Source organism: Aeromonas sp. FDAARGOS 1410, assembly GCF_019048745.1.
GTDB lineage: Bacteria > Pseudomonadota > Gammaproteobacteria > Enterobacterales > Aeromonadaceae > Aeromonas > Aeromonas jandaei.
The window spans coordinates 797,788-820,530 of sequence record NZ_CP077401.1 but is presented as its reverse complement, the minus strand read 5'-3'; the positions used below and the strand labels follow the sequence as shown (position 1 = coordinate 820,530).

Sequence of the window (22,743 nt, the reverse complement as noted above, 5' to 3'; positions counted from 1 at the left end):
TGTTTTTAGTCGAATGCCTGAAAAATAGGGCCGTATATTGGATTTTTACCAGTTTAAACTGCGGAGCCAGTGGCTGTTCGCTCCGCCTCTGATACCCCAACAAGCACCGCATTATTCAATAAAAGGTGCCTTTTGTCTTTAGGATGTAGGAGATTCCATGGAGTTCAGTGTAAAGAGTGGCAGTCCTGAGAAGCAACGGAGCGCCTGCGTCGTAGTCGGCGTATTTGAGCCTCGTCGCCTCTCTCCGGTTGCCGAACAACTGGACAAGATCAGCGATGGCTATATCAGTTCGCTGCTGCGCCGTGGCGACCTGGAAGGGAAACCAGGTCAGATGCTGCTGCTGCATCAAGTACCGGGCGTGCTCAGCGAGCGCGTACTGCTGGTCGGATGCGGCAAGGAGCGGGAACTCGACGAACGCCAGTACAAGCAGATCATCAACAAGACCATCACCACCCTGAACGAAACCGGCTCCATGGAAGCGGTCTGCTTCCTGACCGAGCTGCACGTCAAGGGTCGGGATACCTATTGGAAGGTGCGTCAGGCGGTAGAAACCACCAAGGCGGGCCTCTACAGCTTTGACCAGTTCAAGACCAACAAGGCCGAGCCACGTCGCCCGCTGCGCAAGCTGGTATTCAACGTGCCGACGCGTCGGGAACTGACCATTGGTGAAAAAGCCATCGCTCACGGTCTGGCTGTGGCCAAGGGTGTGCGGGTCTGCCGCGACGTGGCCAACATGCCGCCCAACGTCTGCAATCCTGCCTATCTCGCCTCTCAGGCCCGTCGTCTGGCCGATGCCTACGACAACATCACCACCAAGGTGGTGGGTGAGCAGGAGATGGCCGAGCTCGGCATGAACTCCTATCTGGCGGTGGCTCGCGGCTCCGACAACGAAGCCATGATGGCCATCATCGAGTACAAGGGTCATCCGGATGCCAAGCCCATCGTGCTGGTTGGCAAGGGTCTGACCTTTGATTCCGGCGGCATCTCCATCAAACCGGCCGACGGCATGGACGAGATGAAGTACGACATGGGTGGCGCCGCCTCCGTGCTCGGTACCATGCATGCGCTGGCCCTGTTGCAATTGCCGATCAACGTGGTTGGCGTGCTGGCAGGCTGCGAGAACATGCCGGGTGGCAACGCCTATCGTCCGGGTGACATCCTCACCTCCATGTCCGGCCAGACCATCGAAGTGCTCAACACCGATGCGGAAGGTCGTCTGGTGCTGTGCGATGCACTGACCTATGTGGACCGCTTCGAGCCGGATACCGTGATCGACGTGGCAACCCTGACCGGTGCCTGCGTCATCGCGCTGGGTCACCACACCTCGGGTCTGCTGGCCAACCACAACCCGCTGGCCCACGAGCTGCTCAACGCCTCCGAGCAGGCGGGTGATCGCGCATGGCGTCTGCCGCTGTTCGACGAGTATCAGGAGCAGATCGACAGCCCGTTCGCCGACATGGCCAACATCGGCGGTCGTCCGGCCGGTACCATTACTGCGGCCGCCTTCCTGTCACGCTTCACCAAGAAGTACAACTGGGCCCACCTGGATATCGCCGGGACCGCCTGGAAGAGTGGCAAGGATAAAGGCTCCACCGGTCGTCCGGTGCCCCTGCTGACCCAGTTCCTGCTGAACCGGGCTGGCGTGGATATCGAAGAGAAAGAGTAACTCTCCCACCCTGTCGGATGCGTGCATCAACGGGGTTGGCGTTACCCTGAATCACAAGGAAGAGGCCCGCCTCTTCCTTGTTTCATTCTTGAATCAGTGAGTTGTGAGCGGAGAAACACCCCGCGAGCCTCATGAGGCGGTCAATAGTCCGTCACTGCAACACGGGATCAACCTGATGAGCCAAGTGACCTTTTACCTGATGAGCGAACAGGATGACACGCAGGCGTCGGCCATCGAACGGCTCGCCTGCCAGCTCGTAGCCGATAGCTGGGGTGCGGGCCATATCTACCTGTTCTGCGACGATGAGGCTCAGGCTCTGCGCCTCGACGAGCTGCTGTGGCAGCTGCCGCCGGAGCGCTTCGTGCCACACCAGCTGCAGGGAGAAAGCGGCCAGGCACCGGTGGAGATCGGCCACCAGCCGCCACGCCGGCGCTACGCCCGCCTCATCAATCTGGCCAAACAGACACCTTTGTTTGCAGGACACTTCGCTCAAGTGGTAGATTTTGTCCCCACTGACGAAACACAAAAGCAGCAAGCCCGCGAGCGCTACAAGCACTATCGCCAGGCAGGCCATGCCCTCGAGATGAGGGATCAGCCCGTCCTTGCCGCACCGGATCTGGCGCAGCCCTGACTGCGCCGCCTGTGATCCACGACGAATCAACACCAGAATCCATCCATCCAGATTACGGCGAGACCATGGAAAAGACTTTTAATCACAACGCCATCGAACAGGCGCTCTACCAGCACTGGGAAGCTCAGGGCTACTTCAAGCCCCACGGCGACACCAGCAAAGACTCCTTCTGCATCATGATCCCGCCGCCGAACGTCACCGGCAGCCTGCACATGGGTCACGCCTTCCAGCAAACCCTGATGGATACCCTGATCCGCTACAACCGCATGCAGGGCAAGAACACCCTGTGGCAGGCAGGTACCGACCACGCCGGTATCGCCACCCAGATGGTGGTTGAGCGCAAGATCGCCGCAGAAGAGGGCAAAACTCGCCACGATTACGGCCGTGATGCCTTCATCGACAAGATTTGGCAGTGGAAGGAAGAGTCCGGCGGTACCATCACCCGCCAGATGCGCCGTCTGGGCGACTCCGTGGATTGGGAGTGCGAGCGCTTCACCATGGATGAGGGTCTCTCCGCCGCTGTGCAGGAAGTGTTCGTCCGTCTCTACGAAGATGGCCTGATGTACCGCGGCAAGCGTCTGGTGAACTGGGATCCGAAACTCAACACCGCCATCTCCGATCTGGAAGTGGAAAACCGCGAGATCAAGGGCCACATGTGGCACCTTCGCTATCCGCTGGCCAACGGCGCCAAGACTGCCGAAGGCAAGGATTACCTGATCGTCGCCACCACCCGTCCGGAGACCATGCTGGGCGATACCGCCGTGGCCGTGAACCCGGGAGACCCGCGCTACAAGGCGCTGATCGGCCAGCACATCCTGCTGCCGTTGGTGAACCGTCTGATCCCCATCGTCGCCGACGAACACGCCGACATGGAGAAGGGCACCGGTTGCGTGAAGATCACCCCGGCCCACGACTTCAACGATAACGAAGTGGGCAAGCGCCACAGCCTGCCGATGATCAACATCTTCACCCTGGACGCCCACGTGCGTGCCGAGGCCGAAGTGGTCGATACCAACGGCAACCCGAGCACCGCCTACGATGCAGCTCTGCCGAGCGAATTCGCCGGTCTGGAGCGTTTCGCCGCCCGTAAAGCGATTCTGGCCAAGCTCGAAGAGCTGGGTCTGCTGGACGAGATCAAGGATCACATACTGCAACAGCCGTACGGCGATCGCGGTGGCGTGCCCATCGAGCCGATGCTGACCGACCAGTGGTACGTGCGCGTGGCACCGATGGCCAAGACTGCCATCGAAGCGGTGGAAGATGGCCGCATCCAGTTCGTGCCGAAACAGTACGAAAACATGTACTTCTCCTGGATGCGCGACATTCAGGACTGGTGCGTCTCCCGTCAGCTGTGGTGGGGTCACCGCATCCCGGCATGGTATGACGACGCCGGCAATGTCTACGTGGGCCGCAGCGAAGATGAAGTGCGTGCCAAGCACAGCATCCCGTCCGTGACCACCCTGCGTCAGGACGAAGACGTGCTCGACACCTGGTTCAGCTCCGCTCTGTGGACCTTCTCCACCCTGGGCTGGCCGAACAACACCGAGGCACTCAAGACCTTCCACCCGACCGACGTGCTGATGAGCGGCTTCGACATCATCTTCTTCTGGATTGCCCGGATGATCATGATGACCATGCACTTCATCAAGGACGAAAACGGCCAGCCGCAAGTCCCGTTCAAGACCGTCTACATCACTGGCCTTATCCGTGACGAAGAGGGCCAGAAGATGTCCAAGTCCAAGGGCAACGTGCTGGACCCGCTCGACATGATCGACGGCATCTCGCTGGAAGATCTGCTGGAGAAGCGCACCGGCAACATGATGCAGCCGCAGATGGCCGAGAAGATCGCCAAACGTACCGCCAAGCAGTTCCCGGAAGGGATCGATGCTCACGGTACCGACGCCCTGCGCTTCACGCTGGCAGCGCTGGCCTCTACCGGTCGTGACATCAACTGGGACATGAAGCGCCTGGACGGCTACAACAACTTCTGCAACAAGCTGTGGAACGCCTCCCGCTATGTGCTGATGAACACCGAAGATCAGGACTGCGGTTTTGCCGGTGGCGAAATGCAGTTCAGTCTGGCGGATCGCTGGATCCAGTCCCAGCTGCAAGTGGCCATCCGTGACTTCCGTACCGCCCTCGATACCTACCGCTTCGACATCGCGGCTGGCGTGCTGTACGAATTTATCTGGAACCAGTTCTGTGACTGGTATCTGGAGCTGACCAAGCCGGTGCTGACCAAGGGTTCCGAGGCCGAGCAGCGCGCTGCCCGCCATACCCTGGTGACCGTGCTGGAAACCCTGCTGCGTCTGGCGCACCCGATCATCCCGTTCATCACCGAGACCATCTGGAAATCGGTCGCCCCGCTGGCTGGCGTACACGCCGATACCATCATGATTCAGGCCTTCCCGGAGTTCGACGCCGCCAAGGTGGACGAAGCCGCGATGGCGGATCAGGAGTGGGTGAAGGAGTTCATCGTCAGCATCCGCAACATCCGCGCCGAGATGAACGTGGCGCCGAGCGTACCTCTCAACGTACTGCTCCAGTGCGATGCCAAGGATGCCCAGCGCGCCGCTGACAACGAGGCCTTCCTCAAGTCGCTGGCCCGTCTGGAGTCCATCCGCGTACTGGCGGACGGTGAAACCGCCCCGCTGTCAGTGAAGAAGCTGATCGGTGCGACCGAGCTGATGATCCCGATGGCCGGTCTCATCGACAAGGACGCCGAACTGGCCCGTCTGGCCAAAGAGGTTGCCCGTCTGGTGGGCGAGTGCGGCCGGATCGAAGGCAAGCTTGGCAACGAAGCCTTCGTCGCCAAGGCGCCGGAAGCGGTCATCGCCAAAGAGCGCGAGAAGCTGGAAGATTACCGTCTCCAGCTGACCAAGCTGGAAGCCCAGCAGGCCGAGATCGCCGCGCTGTAAGCACCGCCCCAACCGATACAACAAAGCCCCCTGCCAAGGGGGCTTTTTCATATCCGCGCTTCCCGCTTCAGCTCACCAGCAACCAGCCGAAAAAACCGAGATAGAGCAGACCGACCAGCCCCAGCCGCTCGGCGGTCATGGTTCCCTTTCTGAACCCCCACCAGAGCAACCCGACCGCCAACAGCGTCACCAGCGAGGAGGCCATCATTGCGCCATCCAGCAACCAGGGGGTAAAGAGCAAGCAGAACGCCTTGGGGATAGTGCCCTGGATCATCATGGCCCCGGAGATATTGGCCAGCGCCAACCGGTTCTTCCCCTGCCGCACCCAGATCAGCACGTTCATCAGCTCCGGCATCTCGGTCGCCCCCGGACTCAACAGCAGGGCAGCCAGCACCGGCGAGAGACCAAATAGCTCGCCCATGCTCTCCAGCTGATGGACAAACAGCTGGGCCGCCAGCGCTACCACCACCAACGCAGCCAGCGTCTGCAGCAACACCTTGCCAAGGGGCGGGATCCCGGCATCTGGGGCCAGCTTGAGGGGCTCCGGCAATTCGACTTCGTGGCTGTCAGCCTGTTTCAGCTCGCGCCTTACATAGACGAGGTAGACCAGCAGGAAGAGCGGGGCCAGCCAGCTCTTGCCGGTGAAAGCGACCAGCCCCAGCGCGGTTGCCACCAGAAAGATGCCGATAAACCAGCGCTGATCCCGGCCAATCTCGCGCTGCACCTCGCCATCGATGGCCCGTTCGGTACGCCCCATGCAAAGCAGCAGGGTGAGGCCGACTGCCGCATAGCCGATGGTCGCCAGCACCAGTGGCCCGCCGAGGGCGGCACCGATGCCGATCTCCTGCTGAGCGGTCGTGTTGCCCATCAGCAGAGCGGTCAGGGTGACGATACACTCGGGCAGCGCCGTACCCAGTGCCGCCAGCAGGGAGCCGGTGGCGCTTTGGGATAGTTTGAAGTGGTGGCCGGTCCACTCGATGCCGTTGACGAAGTATTCGCAGGCAAGGTAGATGGTGACCGCAGAGACGAGAAATAACAGCAGGGTAATCAACATAATAGATACCGCCAGGCGAGCAGAGTAACCAATGGACCCGACATGGCTCGCCCGGCTGGCGTGCATATCGAGGCCAAAGGTCTTGCAGAGCGATAGTGCCTATCGCCGCCCATGCCATGGATACGAGGATCCAAGAGTGTTGACATGGGCCCGGCCCGGAATGCGGGCGGGTTGCTACTCCCCAATGACTGAGGGGACGTTTTACCAACTCGACCGCCGCCCCACAAGGCAAATTAATGACAACTCATTCAATAAGTTGTAAGGGAATGTAACCTCGCCAGCCTCCCCTCCCCGCTGCCATTGCGCTGTTGGCACACCGATTGCTGTAGGTAGTTCACTATCCACAACAGTTTGGGAAGGATGAACAATGAAACGGTGGATCCAACATTTCTATCAACTGAACCGCCTCAACTGGATGATGGTCTGGTTGTTGCTCTGTTGCAGCATCATTTTGCTGTTTCCGGCCGGACTGATGAAGGGTGCCGTCAGCCAGTGGGCCACGACCCACGCGGCCTGGCTGGGTGTCGGCATGCTGATCGCCATCTCCTACTTCTGCAGTCAGGGCTTCCTGATCGCCTGGGAGTGGGCCTGTGACGAGTGGCAGGCACGCCGCCAGCAGGATCAGCTGGCCCAGATGATCAGCTTCCTCGATTTCAACGAGAAGGCGGTGCTGCGCGAGTTCGTACTACAGCGCAAAAGCGTCATAAACCTGCCGATCACCGAGCCTGCCGTCAAAAACCTGATGGATGCCGGCGTCCTCACCTACGCCTACGGCAAACCGACGCGCGAGAAAGAGGACGAGAACCAGATCCGCGCCCTGATGATCGCCCTGCCCGCCCGACCGCTGCTCACCTACAAGGTGCTGGGGCTGTCGCGTGGCAAGATGAGCGACGAGCAGGTGGAGCAGATCATGAATGCCCGCCCCAAGTTCGCCCAGAAGAGCCTGCAGCGCTAATCACGCCCACCGATATAAAAAGAGCCGGACACTGTCCGGCTCTCTCGTTTCTGCAGGATCCCGCTGGTTTTTGGCTAGCCCTTCAGGCTGGAGCAGAAGCTCACATCAGCCACCTTGGTCACCGGATCAAAGCTGTGATAGAGCTCGAAGCAGGGGCGATCGTCAAATTCCCAACCGGCCGCCACCACCTCGCCAATATGCTGCTGCCAGAGTGCGGGGTACTGGGCCGGATCGGTGACCGTCATGCGTGACAGGCCATAGCGGCCGCCCGCCAGCTGCTGGATCTCCACATTGCCACTTCCCCTGGTGCCCGCCGGCACGGTGACGCAGATATCGGTGCGACACTGCTGGGGAGCCGTCACTTCGGGGTTGTCGTGGTAGATGAAGATCCACTCTCCTTCGGCCAAGCCCAACCCGGCAACCCACTGATAGAGCTGGTCACACACCGGCTCATAGCCTGTGCCGTAAGGGCCGGTGACCCGGATATAGGCCAGGGTGCGCGCTGCCATCTGTTCGGTTTTCATCTGTAGCCTCCTTTCACTGGAACGGCCTTCAGCATAATCAGAGACCCGGGCAGCCGCGTGTCCATTCTTGCTCAGTTGCAAGAGTGACGGCTGGCGGCGCAACATCCCCGGCGCCATGGCAAACTGCTTGCGAAACGCCTTGGCAAAGGCCTGTGAGCTGGCAAAACCGGCCGAGAAGGCAATCTCGGTGATCGGGTCACGACTGTAGCAGAGAGAGCGAGCTGCCCGCGCCAACCGCAGGCGGCGCTGCATCTCGGCCGGGGTTTCACCGGTGACGGCGGTAAAGACCCGATGAAAGTGATAGCTGGAGAGTGAGGCGAGGCTAGCCGCCTCGCTGAGACAAAGCTCGGGATTCTGCTCCAGCGCCCGGATCACCGGGCGCAATCTGGCCTGATAATCGACCATATCGTTAGCGACTGGCGCCCCCCGCGACTCTGGCCATATAGAAGACATCCACATAGCGCCCCTGGCGGAAGGCATAGTCACGAGCCCGCCCCTCCTCCACAAAGCCAAACTTGCGATAGAGCGCCAGCGCCGCTTCGTTATCGACGAAAACCGTCAGCTCTATCCGGTGCAGGTTGAGCCAGTTATCGGCCAGATCCAGCGCCGCGGCCATCAGGGCAGAGCCAACCCCCTTGCCAGCCCAGTCATCCCGCACACCCATGCCAATCCCGGCCACATGCTTGCGTCTGGGATTGGGCTCCACATGCAATACTATCTGGCCAACCAGCAGCCCCTCTACCTCGGCAACAAGCGCTACCGCGCCACTCTGTTCCAGCCGCTGTTGCCAAACACTCAGCGCTGGATAGGGCAGTTGCAAGGTGCCCGCCTGAGCATTGGGCATGGCATGAAGATCCCGCAAGGCGGGGGCATCGGCGGGTTCGGCATGACGGATGGTAATCGGCATATGAGGCTCCTTCTCGAAACCCCCATCATGCAATATCCGGCTGATTTGCACATCCCCCCAGCCCACTTATTCGCCGGGCCGTGGCTGAGGTAGGGCACCGGGTTTCTATCGCCTGCTGGCCAGCCAGCTCAGCGCTCTCGCCTCGTGCTCTTTCACAAAGTCGTTCTTGCCCTCGCAATAGCGCTCGATCCGGTTCTCACACTGCGCTGCAACCGTCTCTTTCAGAGCGGCATACTCCCGGCAGATGGCAGGATGAGCCCTGAGATAATCACGAAAGGCCAGATGACGAACGACATGGGGATCCCCCTGCAAGAAGGCATGGATCTGATGCGTCCTCTCATCACCCCCTTTGCGAAAATAGCGACGCCGCGAGATGCCGCACTCTCCCATCGCTTCGTACCCCATTACTTCCAGCAGACCGTTTTGCTGGTCTAGCCGCTCAAGCGAGGAGACCTCCAGCAGGATATCTATGATGGGCTTGGCCGCCAGCCCGCTGACCGAGGTGCTGCCGATATGGTGCACTGCGAGCAGACACTCATCCAGCAGGCTGCGCAGTTGGTCTGCTTCTGCCTGGAAGAGGGCTGGCCATTGGGGACGGTAGGGAACAACTTCGACTTTCACGGCATCTGCTCCTTGGGGATACGTGGCATCAAGCCATTGGCAATGGGGAAAGCTGGCCGGATTTGACGGCAACACATAACAAAAACGGAGCCGAGGCTCCGTTTTCTCACTTCTGTATCAATCACGGACAGAACGCGCTTCGCGCTCTTGCCGCTCCCTTGCCAACAGGCGTTTGTACCACCAGCTACTGCGACGACGTTGTGCATTGGAAGAGCGACGAGCCATTTCTTAGGTTCCAGCCATGAGAAGAAGGAGCTGCATTATGCGACAGGGATCACGCCCTTGTCTTTAGCTGGATCAAGAAATGGGTCACTGGCCAACCGAAATCGTTTTTTGTTGTCGATCATCGCGGGTCGCCGGCAATACGGTCGCCGCCGAACGCCAGACCAGCGGGCCATTGCTCTCCAGATCGTTCTGCGGGCCACACTCCAGCCAGATATCCCCCTGCAGAATACGGGCGCCCTGCGAGTACTTCTGATCCTGAAACCAGCAGACCCGCTCCGGCAGAGAGCCGAGCGGCAATACCAGCTGGGTACTGCTAGCCTCGCCTGCCACCCTAGTATCGGTAGCTGCATGAACGGGCAACAGCCAGCAGGATGCCAGCAGCCAAAGAACTCGATTTTTCATGGACTCTTCCTTTACTTCGGTGAGCTCAGCCAATAGGGAGCGACCATACCGCGTGTTTACTTTACCGGCAAATGCAAGGCTGACTGGTATTCCGGAACCAATATGGTAGCCTGCCTGCGCCCGCTGACTATCTCTTGTCGTCAGCCGTCAAAATTCCGGTGAATTTGTCCGTTCAAGACAAAATATAACCTTATTTATCAAATCGTTATTTGGATATTATCCCAATGCGTATCATGCCGTTGCTCAAGGCGGCCTGCCTGAGCCTGATGTTGTCCGCCTGTGTTGCCCCTCTGCTGATGATGAGCCCCACCAGCCAGTTGATGTGGGCCCTGCTCAAGCCACTGGTCGGCTTCGATCCCAATGAGGCGAACCTGTTCGAACAGCCTCTCGTCAAGGATCGGATGACTGCCATCCTTGGCCCCAACTACGACACCACCATGCAGCTGCTCAAGACTGCCAACAAGCTGCAGCAGGAGGGGCCGCTCTTCTACGTGCTCTCCGAGTATGCCCCCGTACCCGACATCGCCAAACAGGCGGGTATGGTCTGGAACTCGCAGACCAACCAGATGTCCGTGCTGCTGCAAAAAGGGGATGGCACCACCCAGACCTTCGGCGAAAATCTGGCGGGTACCACTCCGGTCTGGCCAACCGCCATGCAGGGCTGGCAGGCAGCAGCTACCCCCCTTGCCACAACCAGTAACGCGCTGACGGGTAGCAGTGCCAGCTCGAAGGCCGCCGCCCCCTTCTCGCTGGGCAGTGCGATCGGCAACGCCACCCGCAGCGTCACCGGCTCCCTGACCAATAGCGCCACGCAAGCGCTCAGTGGCACCACCAGCAAGCTGACCGGACAAGCCACTCAGGCCGTAACCACTGGCGCCACCAGTGCAGCCAAGAGTGCCACGACCGCGGTCGCTCCGGCCAAACAGGCTGTCGCCAACACCACCGCGACCGTTCAGGAAACCAAAGCAGCGGTAGCCCAAACCAGTCAGGCTGCGAGCAGTGCTGCGGCTACCGTAGCTCCAGCAGCAACTAAGGCTGCCGTCGAACCCGCCAAACAGGCCGTCAGTAATGCCGTCGCGACCGCAGCACCGGCAGCAACCAAGGCCGTAGTGGAGCCCACCAAACAGGCGGTCAGCAGCGCAGCTGCTACCGCAGCACCAGCAGCGACCAAGGCCGCTGTCGAGCCCGCCAAACAGGCCGTCAGCAGTGCAGTGGCTACCGTAGCACCGGCAGCCACCAAGACCGCCGTCGAACCCGTCAAGCAAGCGGTCAGCAACGCTGCTGCTACCGCCACACAGCAGGTGAGTGCCGCCAGCCATACGGCGGGTGAGAGCGTAGCCGATGCCGCCAAAGAGGCAGAGGCCAAAGCCCGCGCCAAGGCAGAAGCCGAAATGGAAGCTCTGCTCAAGTAATGCCACAGGCCACCGCAAGGTGGCCTGTTACTTTCTGCCATACCGGGTGGCAATATCGTGCAATCTGATCATGAAGTTGTGGCAAAGGCCACATAGACTGTTAGTTAATCACGGTCTTATCCGCACAAGGAGTGTGTCATGCGTCTTCTGCTCTCTGCTCTGCTCGGTTTTGCCCTGCTTGTCGCGCTCCCTGCCCATGCCTTTATCTACTACTCGGAGCAGAACATGCCCCTCAACGGGCAGGATAAAAATGGCCAACCGGTGGGGATGGCTGTCGAACTGCTTCGTCTCATCTGGCGCGAGCTGGGCGAACCTGTTCAGCCAATCCATTTTATGCCCTGGGCACGGGGCTGGTATCTGCTGACCCAGCAGCCGGAGGCGGTTCTTTTCACCACGGCTCACACCAAAGAGCGGGATCCCCACTTCCTCTGGGTCTGCCCCATCAGCTACTCCCGGGTAGCGCTGCTCGGCCGCAAGAAAGATGCCCCCAAAGTGACCGGCAAGGCGGATCTTGCCAAGCTGCAGATTGGGGTGATGCAGGCGGATGTAGGTGAACAGCTGCTGCTCAACCGGGGAGTCAGCCCGCTCAATCTGATGTCGGTAGAACGGATGGATCAGGTGGTACGCCAGCTCATCATGGCCCGTACCGATCTGGTAGCCGGCAACGAGGTGATGCTGTTTCACCAGCTGAAAGAGCTGGGCTTCAAACCCGATGATTTTGTCACCGTAGCGGTACTGGAAGAGCAGGACAACTGCTTTGCCTTCAACCCGCAAGCCGACAAAAACGAGGTTGCCAGAATCCAGCAGGCGCTCGACAAGGTCAGACAGGGGGATGAGTTCAAGCGGCTGATTGCCCGCTATGAGCACCTTAACCCCCCGCACAGCGCCGACAGCCAGCCTACCCACATCGAATAGCCCCGCTGCCCGCCACCTGGCGGGCTCTTTATTTCCCGTTACCCCTCTTCGCTGACAGCCGCAGGCGCCGTAATGAGGTGATTGAGGAAGAAGCGGAACAACTCGGCCCGCGAGCGCAGATGCAGCTTGGCGTAGAGGTGCTTGCGGTGATTCTTCACCGTGCCGCTGCCGATGCCGAGCGCACCGGCAATGGCCTCGGTATCCAACCCCTGCAACAGCAATCCCGCCACCTGGCGTTCACGGCGGGTGAGGCTCGCGCCCCCCACGCTGGCGATGGCCTGCTCCACCGTCGCCTTGAGATCGGTGCCACCCGGCAGTACCGGACTCTGTGCCAGCAACGCGGCTCCCTCCCGCCAGTGCTGGCGGCACAGCGAATGTACCAGCGGAAACAGCGCCTCCAGCCTGGCCAACTCGTCACGGCTGAGGGGGCTGCGCTTGTCGAGTCGCCCCAGAAACAGCATCAGGGTGAACCCGTCCCGCACCGGCAGGATCAGCCCCACCTCCTCCTGCCAGCCGGTGGCCTGATAGAAGTGGTGGCGATACTCGGGGTCGAGCCGCCCCTGCGATAACTGCGACAGCGTCCAGACCCCGGCCTCCAGACCCAGTTCCAGCGCCTGCATAAAGGGATCCTGGCTAAAGTGGCGGGTGAGGTAGCGATCGAACAGCAACGCCCGCTGGTGGTGCAGGTTGTCGTAGAGGTAAACGGGGCGCTGCCCCACCCCGAGCAGCAGGGCACAGTCGAACGCCACCTGCTGCTGGATAAGGCGCACCAGCGCCGCCGGAAAGGCGCTGCCGTGCAGGGTATCGACCACCTCGGTCATGCTGCGGGTCAGGGCATCTGTGGCAAGAGTCTGGTTCATGGATGCTGGCTCATGGCGATGGCTTCCGGGTGGCGGGCAGGCTTCCCGCTATGGTTGTGCGATGGTCACACGATGGCCGGATGCTAGCACGAGAGTGGCAAAACTGTCCCCTGAGGGACATATTCGGCGCGAGCCAGAGCGGCGAGGATGTAGGTTTTCCCCCTGCTGTTGGAGAACCCATGCTCAACCCCCACCTGCTCGATGAGCTGACCCGACGTGGCCTGGTGGCCCAGAACTCCGACCCGGCGGCTCTCGCCTCTCACCTCGCCACCCCGCGCACCGTCTACTGCGGGTTCGATCCCACTGCCGGCAGCCTGCATATCGGCCATCTGGTACCACTGCTGATGCTGCGCCGCTTTCAACTGGCGGGCCATACCCCGGTGGCACTGGTGGGCGGTGCCACCGGCCTTATCGGCGATCCCAGCTTCAAGGCGACCGAGCGCAACCTCAACAGCGCCGAGACGGTGCAGGGCTGGGTAGCCAGTCTGTCGGCCCAGATAAAAGCGCTGCTGCCAGCCAGCGAAGGGCTGGCGGCGCCGCTTCTGGTCAACAACGCCGACTGGATGGGGCAGATGTCCGCCCTCGATTTTCTGCGGGATATCGGCAAGCACTTCTCGGTCAATGCCATGCTGGCCCGCGAATCGGTGCGCCAGCGGCTGGCCCGTCCGGATCAGGGTATCTCGTTCACCGAGTTCTCCTACGCCCTGCTGCAATCCCAGGACTTCGCGGTGCTCAACCAGCACCTCGGCTGCACCCTGCAGATCGGTGGAAACGACCAGTGGGGCAACATCACCAGCGGCATGGATCTCACCCGCCGCCTCAATCAGGCCCAGGTCTATGGCATGACGCTGCCGCTCATCACCAAGGCTGACGGCACCAAGTTTGGCAAGACCGAAGGCGGCGCTATCTGGCTCGACCCGGCCCTCAGCTCCCCCTACGCCTTCTACCAGTTCTGGCTCGGCACGGCGGACGAGGATGTCTACCGCTTCCTGCGCTACTACAGCTTTATGCCGCTGACCGAGATTGAGGCGCTGGAGGCGGAGGATGCGAAGCGGCAGGGGCGCAAACTGGCCCAGCAGGTGCTGGCCGACGAGCTGACCGAACTGGTGCACGGCAAGGGAGCGCTGGCAGCGGCGCAGCGCATCAGCGAATTGCTGTTCAGTGGCGAGGTGGCGCGCCTTGGCGAGAGCGATCTGGCCCAGCTGGCGCAGGATGGCATGCCGAACTGCCGTATCGAGGGAGAAACCGATCTGGTGACCCTGCTGGTAGAGAGCGGTCTGGCCAACTCGAAGCGGATCGCCCGCGAGCTGCTGGCGGCAGGGGCCATCAGCCTCAATGGCGAGATCCGCCGGGATGAGCCGCTGACGACGGCTGATCGGCTGTTCGGTCGCTACCTGCTGTTGCGCCGGGGCAAGAAGCAGTACCGGCTGGTGATGTGGCACTGATTCCCGTTTGGTTGGGGAGGCATCACAAGGTCGCCTCCCCGCCTCAACCGCTGGCCAGGGATGGCCACAATCTCTTTTGAATCCCAACTTGCGATCCCCCTCACAGCCCGTTTCTCAAGCAGCCACCATACTGGCACCGGCGAACATGGAGTCCGCCCCACCTCACAACCCCTTACCAATCGACAAGGATGCTGATGATGAAGAGATGGCTTCTGGTGCTGCTCTGCACCCTGCCCATGCTGGCGCACGCCAGCGGATATACCCAGACCCGCTACCCCATAGTGCTGGTGCACGGCCTGTTCGGCTTCGACAAGCTGCTCGGGGTCGACTACTTCTACGGCATTCCGCAGGCCCTGAGCCGCGATGGCGCCAAGGTCTACGTGGCTCAGGTATCGGCTACCGCCAGCTCCGAGCAGCGGGGGGAGCAGCTGCTCGCCCAGATTGAACTGCTGCTGGCCGCCACCGGCGCCGAGAAGGTCAACCTGATCGGCCACTCCCACGGCGGCCCCACCATTCGTTATGTCGCCTCGGTCGCCCCCGAGCTGGTCGCCTCCGCCACCAGCGTGGGCGGGGTGAACTACGGCTCTGACATCGCCGATCTGGTGCGCACCAATGCGGCGCCCGGCTCGGCCGCCGAGAAGCTGGCCGCCGCCGCTGCCCACGCGCTCTCCGGCGTCATATCTCTCCTCTCGGGGGGAAGTCAGCTGCCGCAGGATCCGGTCGCCGCGCTCGATGCCCTCACCAGCAAGGGAGCCAACCAGTTCAACCTGCGTTATCCGGAAGGGCTGCCCAGCCAGTATTGCGGCGAGGGGCCGATGCGGGCGACCAACGGCGTCTACTACTTCTCCTGGAGCGGGCGCGGCAACATGACCAATATTCTGGATCCGGTGGATCCGGCGCTGGCGCTGACCGGTACCTTCTTCAAGGAGCCCAATGACGGGCTGGTCGGCGTCTGCAGCAGCCACCTCGGCAAGGTGATCGGCACCGACTACCGGATGAACCATCTGGATGAGGTGAACCAGTCCTTCGGCATCCACCACCTGTTTGAAACCGACCCGGTCACCCTCTATCGCGACCATGCCCACCGCCTCAAGGAGCTGGGACTATGAGGATCGTCACCCTGCTCGCCGTCCCCTGCGCCATCGCCCTGCTGATCGGCGGCGTGCTGCTCTGGCCGGCAGCACCGACTGCGCAGGTGGCGCGTCAGCAAGGCGTACCTGCCGCCAGCAACCATCACCACGATCCCGAGCAAGAGGCCGCCGACGAGCTGCAGGAGCGTTATCGCACCTTTATCTCGGCCCAGAGCAGTCTGACCGTGCCCACCGATATCACCCTCGCCAGCCTGCAAATCCTCTTCGACGAGCGGGAGCAACTGCGCCAGCAGAGCTTCACCCCGACCGAGCAGGAGCAGCTGTTTGCCGAAGATCGCCTGATGGAGCAGTGGACCCTGCGCCGCAAGGCGCTGGCCGAGGCAAGCGATGCCGACAAGCAGGAGTTGGCCAGCGAGCTGGAGCTCTGGCTGGCGGCGCAGCCCCGGTGGTTTCAGGAGGCCGAAGCCAACGGCCGTCTGCTGGGCGAGCTGCAGGCACTGGAGCAGATGGAGCCAGCCAGAAGGGATGCCCTGTTGCTTGAGAAGGCGGGGCCGGAAGCTGTGGATAGGATGCATCAGCTCGAACAGGATCGGCAGGGATTCAAGGAGCAGCTCAATGGCTATCTGGCCGAGCTGGGGCAGTTACCCGCCAGCGCCAGAACCGAACAGCAGCAGGAGCTGCTGGCCCGCTGGTTCGAGCCACAGCAGTGGCGACGGGTCGAAGCGCTCACCCGGATAAAGCTGGGGGAGTAGTAAGCCAATGACAAGGGGCCCGAGATGGGCCCCTTGTTGTGGTGCGCTTATTGCGGCTTGTTGGTCGCCGGTAGCGGCTGCCAGGTGAGGCGAGTCACCTGATTGCCCTGCACCTCGCACTTGAGACTCAGCTCCTGCCAACCCTTCTCCTGACGCAAGGAGACATCGCCCACGATCCCCTGCTCGCCAATCTTCAGCTTCTCCTGCTCGAAGATCACCTTGTCGCCACCAGCCAGCTCCATCAGCTTGCCGTTGCAGAGCCAGTGGGCGAGCTCAGCCCCCTTGAGCTTGACGCTGCCCTTGGCCGCCTTCTGTTCGGCAGCGCCGGGAGCAAAGAGCTTGCTCAGCTCGGCGGCCCGTTTGGTGAGCCACTCCTGACGCTGCTGCATGCTCATCTTGCTGACGAACTCGGCTGGCTGACCTTTTTCGTCCAGCCATTGGGTCAGCTTGCCGCTGTCGTCAAAGGCGAACTGGGCGGCGGGCTCTTTGACCCCGAACAGCTTGCCCCCCTTGAAGTAGTAGCGGCTCTCCCCCTCCAGCTTGCCCAACTCGTTCATGATGGGCACGGCGATGATGACGGGGGCGCCATCGACCCAGGCCTTGATGTCGACGCCATCGTGGCTGAAGAGACGGGTATCGAGGGCACTGGCGGCCCCCTTTTCCATCAGGGAGAACTGTTCGGCAAGAGTTGCCGCCAGAGACGGCAGGGAGCAGAGCCCCAGCCCAAAGCCGAGGCTCAGAGCGATCACGGTATTGCGCATATGTGTCCTGTGTGTTGGCCGAAAGGCCCGGGTTAACTCTCTATCAACCAGGCCCGCAGCCCCTCCCGGTGAGTCTCGCTCAGAGGGATGGATTGCCGTGCCCGATAGTCAAAATGGATCAGGGTCGTCTCGCCAGTGACGGCCAGCTCCCCCTGCTGCCAGGCTTCCTGCCAGATGGTGAAGGAGCTGCTGCCAATGCGGCGCACACCGGTCTTGATGGTGACCGGCTGGCCGTAGAACAGCTCCCGTTTGAACTGCACCGTGTAGCCCGCGATGATCAGGTGCCAGTCATGCACATCCAGCTCGGGCGAAAAGATCCTGAACAGGGGATCCCGCGCCGACTCAAACCAGACCGCCGGCACCGTATTGTTGATATGGCCGAGGGCATCTGTCTCCTGAAAGCGGGGTTGGATCTGCATTTCCAGCATGGCTGGTGACTCCTTGTCGTTGAACCGCGCTCAGGCTAACGCGCCCCGCATCAGGACTCAAGCTCCCCACCATCGCCCTGTGCCTGACCAACCAGCTCGGGTCGCAGCCAGGCGCTGCGAAAATCGAACCAGCCGAGCGCCGTCATCCGCACCCCGTGCACGCCGGTACGGCTCTCCAGCTCAAGCCAGTGGTGAAACAACGGCACAAACCAGCCCTGCTGCTGCACCCGGGCCATCAGGGCGCGCGGGCCGGGTTCGGCACCGCTGGCGCGCCACTGCGTCAACCCCTGCCACAACGGCAGCTGGCTGGCCCACACCCGGCGCAGCAGCGGAGTGCCCTGCAACCAGCCGTAGGGGGCAAAAGGCCCCTCATGTTCAAGGTTGAGGGTACCAAGCCAGAGATCCACATCCTCATCCTCGCCACTCACCCAGCGACCGTAGTCGAGGGTGCGCACTTCCAGCTCAATTCCCTGCGACCCGAGCAGATCGGCCATGGCACCGGCACACTCGTTGAACTCGATATGCTGGTTGAAGCAGGCGAGCACCAGTCGCTGTGGCAGGCTCTGTGGCCGGGGCTGCGGCGGTGGCAGCGTCTCGCGCCAGTGGGGCAGCATGCCGAGGGCGCTGGTCCAGCCCCGTTGCAGCTCGGGGGCAACCCGTGCCATCAGGGCCACCGGACTGAGCAGCTGAATGATCCAGTAGCGCAGGGCAGGATCCTGCAAGGCACGGGAGCGCTCATCCTGCAGCAGGAAGTAGCAGCCCGATTCGAGCTCCGACTCGCCGCGCATGGTGCCAAGCTCGGGGCTGTCACGCCCCAGCTGCAGGTGGCTCTCCAGCCGCTCCGCCAGCTCCGGCAGCATCCAGATGTCGATCTCGTCGAGCAGGGCGCGCAGACCGAAGTAGTCGTCAAAGGCGGCGAGGCGCAGCTGCAGCGGGTCGTTGGCGATCACCCGATAGGGGCCGGTGCCCACCGGTTGCAAGGCAAAGCCCGCCTCCCCCTTGAGCTCGCGCGGCAAAATGGCCGCCACCGGCTCGGCCAGCAGGTCAGGCAGCAGAGGATCCGGGCTGTCGAGATAGAGATCCAGAGTTCGCGGCCAGGGGCTCTCCAGCCGCGCCAGATGGGCGAACAGCGGGCGATCCCGCAGGGCCAGCAGACTCTCCATCACATCCTCCACCACCAGCTCACGCCCGTGGTGAAAGCGCACCGCCGGGCGCAGGTAGAAACGCCAGTGGCAGGGGCCAACCTGTTCCCAGTGGTGAGCCAGATCGCCCTCGATTTCCCCATTTTCCTCATTTCGCCGGCTGAGGCCGTTGAAGATCTGGCGGCTGAGATGCACCTCCGAGCGGCGCATCGGGCCGGTAGGCAGCAGCTGCGGCAGCGGCCGGTAGTAGGGCACCCGCAGGATCTGGCGCCCCTCGCGGGTGGCCTGACCGAGCTGTTCGAGCAGCAGCGGGGTGAGCAGATCGAGGCGATCCTCCGCCAGCCGCACCGCCTGCGCCAGCTGGCCCTCACTGAGCAGATCCCGCAAGCGGCGCCGGGTCAGGCTCTCCTGACTGTCGAGCAGGGTGAGCCGGGAGCGCCGCCCTCGCCCCGCTTCCGCCGTCCAGTTGAGCCAGCCCTGATCCTGCATCCGTCGCAGCAGCAGACGAGCGTTGCGCGGGGTGCAGCAGAGCAGCTCCGCCACCTCGGCGAGACTGATCTCCCGCTCATCGCAGCCAAGCTGCTGGGCGAGCCGTTGAAATTGCTGGTAGAGGCGACCGGTCGGCATAAAAGAGGAAATCCTTCATTCAAAAGCCATCAGTTTTTACTTCCTCATTTTAACTCAATACTGACGATGACGCTGAGCAACAACATAAGGAGCCTCACCATGAACCATCACATCGAACCCAAACCGAACCGGATCCAGCAGGTCCTGCGCCGTTACTTCAAGCGGATCCTGCCGCGCCCGCTGCCACTTATCGAAGATCCCATGCAGCAGCTCAACCGCCTGATGCAGTGGGATATGAACCAGATCGACGACAAGGAGTATCGCCGCCGTCTCTGAGTGCGAGCCGTGCCAGCCACGCGGGATGCGCATCCCCTGCGGGAGCAATTGCTTTGCCGGATCTTGCTGTTTACATCGGCCACGGGCCTGATAGATTGGACGTCTATCCATCTATAACTGCCATAAGCAACATCCAACAAGGAGTGTGTGATGAAAGATGCGACCCTGGCCCTGCACCACGGCTTTACCAACGACCCCACCACCAAAGCGGTTGCCGTCCCCATCTACCAGACGGTGGCCTATGAGTTCGAGAGCGCCCAGCACGGGGCGGATCTGTTCAATCTGGCGGTGCCGGGCAATATCTACACCCGCATCATGAACCCCACTAATGATGTGCTGGAGCAGCGGATGGCCGCGCTGGAAGGGGGGATCGCCGCACTGGTAGTCTCGGCAGGTTCTGCCGCCATCACCTATGCCATTCAGGCGCTGACCGCAGCCGGTGACAACATCGTCTCCACTCCCCAGCTCTATGGCGGCACCTACACCTTGTTCGCCCACATGCTGCCGAGTTTCGGGGTCGAGGTGCGCTTCGCCAGGGATGACAGCGCCGAAGCCATCGCCGCCCTCATCGACGACAAGACCAAGGCGGTCTACTGCGAGAGCATCGGCAACCCGGCGGGCAACATCGTCGATCTGGCCGCGCTGGCCAAGGCAGCCCATGCCCGCGGCGTGCCGCTTATCGTCGACAACACGGTCGCCACCCCGGTGCTCTGCAAGCCCATCGAACATGGCGCTGACATCGTCGTCCACAGCCTGACCAAATATGTCGGCGGCCACGGCAACTCGCTGGGTGGCGTCATCGTCGACTCGGGCAAGTTCCCCTGGGCGGATCACGCCGAGCGCTTCCCCCAGCTGACCAAACCCGAACCCTCCTACCACGGGGTGGTCTATACCGAGGCCTTTGGCCCGGCCGCCTTTATCGGACGGGTACGCACCGTGCCGCTGCGCAATACCGGCGCAGCACTGGCGCCGATGAACGCCTTCCTGCTGCTGCAGGGGTTGGAGACCCTGAGCCTGCGTATGGAGCGCCACGTCGACAACGCCCTGCGGGTCGCCAACCACCTCAAGCATCATCCCAAGGTGGCATGGGTCAGCTACGCCGGTCTGCCGGATCACCCCCACTATCTGCTGGCAGAGAAGTACATGGCCGGTCGCCCCTCGGCGATTCTCTCGTTCGGCCTGAAGGAGGGTTATGAAGCAGGCGTGCGTTTCTACGATGCGCTCAAGATCTTCAAACGGCTGGTCAACATCGGCGATGCCAAGTCGCTGGCCTGCCACCCCGCCTCCACCACCCATCGCCAGCTGAGCGAGGAGGAGCAGGCCAAGGCAGGAGTCAAACCCGAGATGATCCGGCTGTCGGTCGGGATTGAGGCGATCGAGGACATACTGGCGGATCTGGATCAGGCGCTGGAGGCATAAGTCAGTCAACGAGAGAGAGCGGGCATCAGCCCGCTCTTTTTTTACTGCCGGTGAACCGCCCCCCTCGCCCGCTCGTATACCCCACCCTGCCACCGAATCGAGGTCGTTATGATAGTCCTGCACCACCTGAACAAATCCCGCTCCCAACGCATCATCTGGCTGCTCGAAGAGCTGGGCCAGCCCTATGAGATCAAGGCGTATCAGCGCGATGCCACCACCTTTCTGGCGCCGCCCGAGCTCAAGGCCATCCACCCTCTCGGCAAGTCGCCGGTCATCGAGTTCAATGGTCGGGTACTGGCAGAATCGGGCGCTATCACCGAGTACCTGATCGCCCGCCATGCCTCGGAACGGCTGGCACCGGCTCAAGATAGCCCGGAGTATCCCGAATACTTGCAGTGGATCCACTTCGCCGAAAGCTCGGGCATATTGCCGCTGCTGCTGGATATGTTTGTGCGAAAAGATGGCAGCCCGATGCGCTTCCTGCCGGACTATGCCAAGGCGGAGTGTGCCAAGGTGCTGGGCTACCTCAACGATGTGATGGCGAATCGCCACTATCTGGTGGGGGATCGCCTCTCCGGCGCCGACATCATGAACTCCTTCCTGGTGGATCTGCTGGCGCAAAGCGGCCAGCTGGCCCAGTTCCCGCATCTGCAGGCCTACTGGCAGCGCCTCAATACTCACCCGGCCCGCCAGAAGGCAGTAGAGCTGGAACGCGAGCTGGATCTGCGTCCCTGAACGAGCAACTACCATGCAAAACGCCCCGACAGTCGGGGCGTTTTTGTTATGCAGGCAGAGCGCGGCTTACTTGGCCAGCGGCACCTTGTCGCGGCGCGACTTCCACCACCAGCGCAACCGGATCTGGGAGATCAGCATCCCCGCCAGCATCAACGAACAGCCCGCCACCGTCTGCTCATCCAGCGTTTCGCCCAGCAGCAACACGCCCCCCACGGCGGCGAAGACGGTCTCCAGACTGAGAATGATGGCGGCATGGGCCGGATGGGCACCGCGCTGCCCCAGCACCTGCAGGGTATAGCCAACCCCCACCGAGACCAGACCGGCGTAGAGCAGCGCCTGCCAACCGGCAACCGCCCCGGCCACCGTCGGCGTCTCGATGATGAAGGCGGTCACGAGACTGAGCAGACCGCACACCACAAACTGCACGCAAGCCAGCTTGATGGGGGCTACCCGGTTGGAGTAGTGATCCAGCAGCAGCAGATGGATCGCCCAGAACAGGGCGCCGATCACCTGCAACAGATCGCCAAAGCCGATGGAGAAGTCATCGGTCACGCTCAGTACATAAAGACCGGCCAGCGCAATAAGCGCGCCAATCCAGGTGTTGGTGCCGGTCTTGTGGTGCAGCAGCAGTCCCAGCACGGGCACCAGTATGATGTAGAGCCCGGTGATAAAACCGGCCTTGGCGGCTGTGGTGTAGAGCAGCCCAACCTGTTGCAGGGAGGCGGCACAGAACAGCACCAGTCCGGCCAGCACACCACCGGTCAGCAGCTGGCGATGATCGCCCGTGACGGCAACAGGTTGTCGGGGTTTGAGCCACCAGAGCAGCGGCAGCAGAGAGAAGGCGCCGAGCAGAAAGCGCAGGCCATTGAAGGTGTATGGCCCCATATGATCCATCCCGAGACGCTGGGCGACAAAGCCCATGCCCCAGATGGTGGCAGCCATCAGCAACATCAGATTGGAACGCATGATGATTCATC

General features: G+C 61.9%; 22 protein-coding genes and 1 riboswitch. Of the genes, 12 read left to right on the top strand and 10 right to left on the bottom strand.

Annotated elements, in window-relative coordinates:
* The first annotated feature begins 157 nt into the window (after nt 1–157).
* From pepA to I6L40_RS03850, 3 genes are all read left to right on the top strand, one after another.
* Nucleotides 158–1,666 carry a leucyl aminopeptidase gene (pepA, locus tag I6L40_RS03860; RefSeq protein ID WP_033115499.1) on the top strand — a complete coding sequence of 503 codons (1,509 nt, stop codon included), beginning with the start codon at nt 158–160 and terminating at the stop codon, nt 1,664–1,666.
* A gap of 175 nt (nt 1,667–1,841) precedes the next feature.
* Nucleotides 1,842–2,297, top strand: coding sequence for a DNA polymerase III subunit chi (locus tag I6L40_RS03855; RefSeq protein ID WP_156853806.1), 456 nt, complete (start codon nt 1,842–1,844; stop codon nt 2,295–2,297).
* Between the two features lie 65 nt (nt 2,298–2,362).
* The gene (locus tag I6L40_RS03850) at nt 2,363–5,215 is read left to right on the top strand and encodes a valine--tRNA ligase (protein WP_216995019.1); all 2,853 of its coding nucleotides are present in this window, start codon (nt 2,363–2,365) and stop codon (nt 5,213–5,215) included.
* 67 nt (nt 5,216–5,282) lie between these two features.
* Here the strand turns inward: I6L40_RS03850 and I6L40_RS03845 are convergent, their stop codons facing one another.
* Nucleotides 5,283–6,269, bottom strand: coding sequence for a sodium:calcium antiporter (locus I6L40_RS03845; protein WP_071913267.1), 987 nt, complete (start codon nt 6,267–6,269; stop codon nt 5,283–5,285).
* An 88-nt stretch (nt 6,270–6,357) separates the two neighbouring features.
* A riboswitch (yybP-ykoY riboswitch) is annotated at nt 6,358–6,464 on the bottom strand.
* Between the two features lie 172 nt (nt 6,465–6,636).
* On the opposite strand from I6L40_RS03845, the gene I6L40_RS03840 reads away from it, so the two are divergent.
* Complete coding sequence (locus tag I6L40_RS03840; RefSeq protein ID WP_041210085.1) at nt 6,637–7,224, top strand: superinfection exclusion B family protein; 588 nt, start codon at nt 6,637–6,639, stop codon at nt 7,222–7,224.
* A gap of 74 nt (nt 7,225–7,298) precedes the next feature.
* Here I6L40_RS03840 and I6L40_RS03835 read toward each other — a convergent pair whose 3' ends face one another.
* From I6L40_RS03835 to I6L40_RS03820, 4 genes are all read right to left on the bottom strand, one after another.
* On the bottom strand, nt 7,299–8,153 hold the full coding sequence (locus I6L40_RS03835) for a GyrI-like domain-containing protein (RefSeq protein WP_071913265.1): 855 nt from the start codon (nt 8,151–8,153) through the stop codon (nt 7,299–7,301).
* A gap of 4 nt (nt 8,154–8,157) precedes the next feature.
* Nucleotides 8,158–8,655, bottom strand: a complete 498-nt coding sequence (locus tag I6L40_RS03830) for a GNAT family N-acetyltransferase (RefSeq protein ID WP_071913263.1) — start codon at nt 8,653–8,655, stop codon at nt 8,158–8,160.
* 105 nt (nt 8,656–8,760) lie between these two features.
* The gene (locus I6L40_RS03825; RefSeq protein ID WP_041210082.1) at nt 8,761–9,276 is read right to left on the bottom strand and encodes a GrpB family protein; all 516 of its coding nucleotides are present in this window, start codon (nt 9,274–9,276) and stop codon (nt 8,761–8,763) included.
* Nucleotides 9,277–9,585: 309 nt separating this feature from the next.
* Nucleotides 9,586–9,903 (bottom strand): DUF1496 domain-containing protein, encoded by a 318-nt coding sequence (locus I6L40_RS03820; RefSeq protein ID WP_071913261.1) that lies wholly within the window; start codon nt 9,901–9,903, stop codon nt 9,586–9,588.
* A gap of 224 nt (nt 9,904–10,127) precedes the next feature.
* On the opposite strand from I6L40_RS03820, the gene I6L40_RS03815 reads away from it, so the two are divergent.
* Together I6L40_RS03815 and I6L40_RS03810 are read left to right on the top strand one after the other, a co-directional pair.
* Nucleotides 10,128–11,315: a hypothetical protein gene (locus I6L40_RS03815; RefSeq protein ID WP_071913259.1), complete on the top strand. Its 1,188-nt coding sequence runs from the start codon at nt 10,128–10,130 to the stop codon at nt 11,313–11,315.
* A 138-nt stretch (nt 11,316–11,453) separates the two neighbouring features.
* Nucleotides 11,454–12,230 carry an ABC transporter substrate-binding protein gene (locus I6L40_RS03810; RefSeq protein WP_041210079.1) on the top strand — a complete coding sequence of 259 codons (777 nt, stop codon included), beginning with the start codon at nt 11,454–11,456 and terminating at the stop codon, nt 12,228–12,230.
* Nucleotides 12,231–12,268: 38 nt separating this feature from the next.
* On the opposite strand, the gene I6L40_RS03805 is transcribed toward I6L40_RS03810, so the two are convergent.
* Nucleotides 12,269–13,090 carry a helix-turn-helix transcriptional regulator gene (locus I6L40_RS03805; RefSeq protein WP_071913257.1) on the bottom strand — a complete coding sequence of 274 codons (822 nt, stop codon included), beginning with the start codon at nt 13,088–13,090 and terminating at the stop codon, nt 12,269–12,271.
* A gap of 179 nt (nt 13,091–13,269) precedes the next feature.
* On the opposite strand from I6L40_RS03805, the gene tyrS reads away from it, so the two are divergent.
* The 3 genes from tyrS (at nt 13,270) to I6L40_RS03790 (ending at nt 16,378) form a co-directional block, all read left to right on the top strand.
* Complete coding sequence (gene tyrS, locus I6L40_RS03800; RefSeq protein WP_071913256.1) at nt 13,270–14,535, top strand: tyrosine--tRNA ligase; 1,266 nt, start codon at nt 13,270–13,272, stop codon at nt 14,533–14,535.
* A 197-nt stretch (nt 14,536–14,732) separates the two neighbouring features.
* Nucleotides 14,733–15,644 (top strand): triacylglycerol lipase, encoded by a 912-nt coding sequence (locus tag I6L40_RS03795; protein ID WP_071913254.1) that lies wholly within the window; start codon nt 14,733–14,735, stop codon nt 15,642–15,644.
* Complete coding sequence (locus I6L40_RS03790; protein ID WP_216995018.1) at nt 15,641–16,378, top strand: lipase secretion chaperone; 738 nt, start codon at nt 15,641–15,643, stop codon at nt 16,376–16,378. The genes I6L40_RS03795 and I6L40_RS03790 overlap by 4 nt, the downstream gene beginning before the upstream one ends.
* 47 nt (nt 16,379–16,425) lie before the next feature.
* On the opposite strand, the gene I6L40_RS03785 is transcribed toward I6L40_RS03790, so the two are convergent.
* Genes I6L40_RS03785 through sgrR form a run of 3 tightly spaced genes read right to left on the bottom strand, consistent with a single transcriptional unit; the run spans nt 16,426 to nt 19,336 of the window.
* Complete coding sequence (locus tag I6L40_RS03785; protein ID WP_216995017.1) at nt 16,426–17,139, bottom strand: hypothetical protein; 714 nt, start codon at nt 17,137–17,139, stop codon at nt 16,426–16,428.
* A 32-nt stretch (nt 17,140–17,171) separates the two neighbouring features.
* The gene (locus I6L40_RS03780) at nt 17,172–17,567 is read right to left on the bottom strand and encodes a thioesterase family protein (protein ID WP_033115515.1); all 396 of its coding nucleotides are present in this window, start codon (nt 17,565–17,567) and stop codon (nt 17,172–17,174) included.
* A 50-nt stretch (nt 17,568–17,617) separates the two neighbouring features.
* On the bottom strand, nt 17,618–19,336 hold the full coding sequence (gene sgrR, locus I6L40_RS03775; protein ID WP_216995016.1) for an HTH-type transcriptional regulator SgrR: 1,719 nt from the start codon (nt 19,334–19,336) through the stop codon (nt 17,618–17,620).
* Between the two features lie 99 nt (nt 19,337–19,435).
* Here sgrR and I6L40_RS03770 point away from each other — a divergent pair, with 99 nt between their 5' ends.
* From I6L40_RS03770 to I6L40_RS03760, 3 genes are all read left to right on the top strand, one after another.
* The gene (locus I6L40_RS03770; protein ID WP_143241790.1) at nt 19,436–19,612 is read left to right on the top strand and encodes a hypothetical protein; all 177 of its coding nucleotides are present in this window, start codon (nt 19,436–19,438) and stop codon (nt 19,610–19,612) included.
* Nucleotides 19,613–19,762: 150 nt separating this feature from the next.
* The gene (locus tag I6L40_RS03765; protein WP_216995015.1) at nt 19,763–21,031 is read left to right on the top strand and encodes an O-acetylhomoserine aminocarboxypropyltransferase/cysteine synthase family protein; all 1,269 of its coding nucleotides are present in this window, start codon (nt 19,763–19,765) and stop codon (nt 21,029–21,031) included.
* A gap of 108 nt (nt 21,032–21,139) precedes the next feature.
* Nucleotides 21,140–21,766, top strand: a complete 627-nt coding sequence (locus I6L40_RS03760; protein WP_071913246.1) for a glutathione S-transferase family protein — start codon at nt 21,140–21,142, stop codon at nt 21,764–21,766.
* Between the two features lie 66 nt (nt 21,767–21,832).
* On the opposite strand, the gene I6L40_RS03755 is transcribed toward I6L40_RS03760, so the two are convergent.
* Complete coding sequence (locus I6L40_RS03755) at nt 21,833–22,732, bottom strand: DMT family transporter (protein WP_071913244.1); 900 nt, start codon at nt 22,730–22,732, stop codon at nt 21,833–21,835.
* Nucleotides 22,733–22,743: the final 11 nt, after the last annotated feature.

Bases quoted from the DNA above. Each gene is read 5' to 3' on its own strand.
- I6L40_RS03795 (WP_071913254.1), top strand. From the start codon at position 14,733: ATGAAGAGATGGCTTCTGGTGCTGCTCTGCACCCTGCCCATGCTGGCG.
- I6L40_RS03765 (WP_216995015.1), top strand. From the start codon at position 19,763: ATGAAAGATGCGACCCTGGCCCTGCACCACGGCTTTACCAACGACCCC.
- I6L40_RS03760 (WP_071913246.1), top strand. From the start codon at position 21,140: ATGATAGTCCTGCACCACCTGAACAAATCCCGCTCCCAACGCATCATC.
- I6L40_RS03840 (WP_041210085.1), top strand. From the start codon at position 6,637: ATGAAACGGTGGATCCAACATTTCTATCAACTGAACCGCCTCAACTGG.
- I6L40_RS03780 (WP_033115515.1), bottom strand. From the start codon at position 17,567: ATGCTGGAAATGCAGATCCAACCCCGCTTTCAGGAGACAGATGCCCTC.
- I6L40_RS03850 (WP_216995019.1), top strand. From the start codon at position 2,363: ATGGAAAAGACTTTTAATCACAACGCCATCGAACAGGCGCTCTACCAG.
- I6L40_RS03785 (WP_216995017.1), bottom strand. From the start codon at position 17,139: ATGCGCAATACCGTGATCGCTCTGAGCCTCGGCTTTGGGCTGGGGCTC.
- sgrR (WP_216995016.1), bottom strand. From the start codon at position 19,336: ATGCCGACCGGTCGCCTCTACCAGCAATTTCAACGGCTCGCCCAGCAG.
- I6L40_RS03770 (WP_143241790.1), top strand. From the start codon at position 19,436: ATGAACCATCACATCGAACCCAAACCGAACCGGATCCAGCAGGTCCTG.
- I6L40_RS03845 (WP_071913267.1), bottom strand. From the start codon at position 6,269: ATGTTGATTACCCTGCTGTTATTTCTCGTCTCTGCGGTCACCATCTAC.
- tyrS (WP_071913256.1), top strand. From the start codon at position 13,270: ATGCTCAACCCCCACCTGCTCGATGAGCTGACCCGACGTGGCCTGGTG.
- I6L40_RS03755 (WP_071913244.1), bottom strand. From the start codon at position 22,732: ATGCGTTCCAATCTGATGTTGCTGATGGCTGCCACCATCTGGGGCATG.
- pepA (WP_033115499.1), top strand. From the start codon at position 158: ATGGAGTTCAGTGTAAAGAGTGGCAGTCCTGAGAAGCAACGGAGCGCC.
- I6L40_RS03790 (WP_216995018.1), top strand. From the start codon at position 15,641: ATGAGGATCGTCACCCTGCTCGCCGTCCCCTGCGCCATCGCCCTGCTG.
- I6L40_RS03820 (WP_071913261.1), bottom strand. From the start codon at position 9,903: ATGAAAAATCGAGTTCTTTGGCTGCTGGCATCCTGCTGGCTGTTGCCC.
- I6L40_RS03805 (WP_071913257.1), bottom strand. From the start codon at position 13,090: ATGAACCAGACTCTTGCCACAGATGCCCTGACCCGCAGCATGACCGAG.
- I6L40_RS03815 (WP_071913259.1), top strand. From the start codon at position 10,128: ATGCGTATCATGCCGTTGCTCAAGGCGGCCTGCCTGAGCCTGATGTTG.
- I6L40_RS03830 (WP_071913263.1), bottom strand. From the start codon at position 8,655: ATGCCGATTACCATCCGTCATGCCGAACCCGCCGATGCCCCCGCCTTG.
- I6L40_RS03835 (WP_071913265.1), bottom strand. From the start codon at position 8,153: ATGGTCGATTATCAGGCCAGATTGCGCCCGGTGATCCGGGCGCTGGAG.
- I6L40_RS03810 (WP_041210079.1), top strand. From the start codon at position 11,454: ATGCGTCTTCTGCTCTCTGCTCTGCTCGGTTTTGCCCTGCTTGTCGCG.
- I6L40_RS03855 (WP_156853806.1), top strand. From the start codon at position 1,842: ATGAGCCAAGTGACCTTTTACCTGATGAGCGAACAGGATGACACGCAG.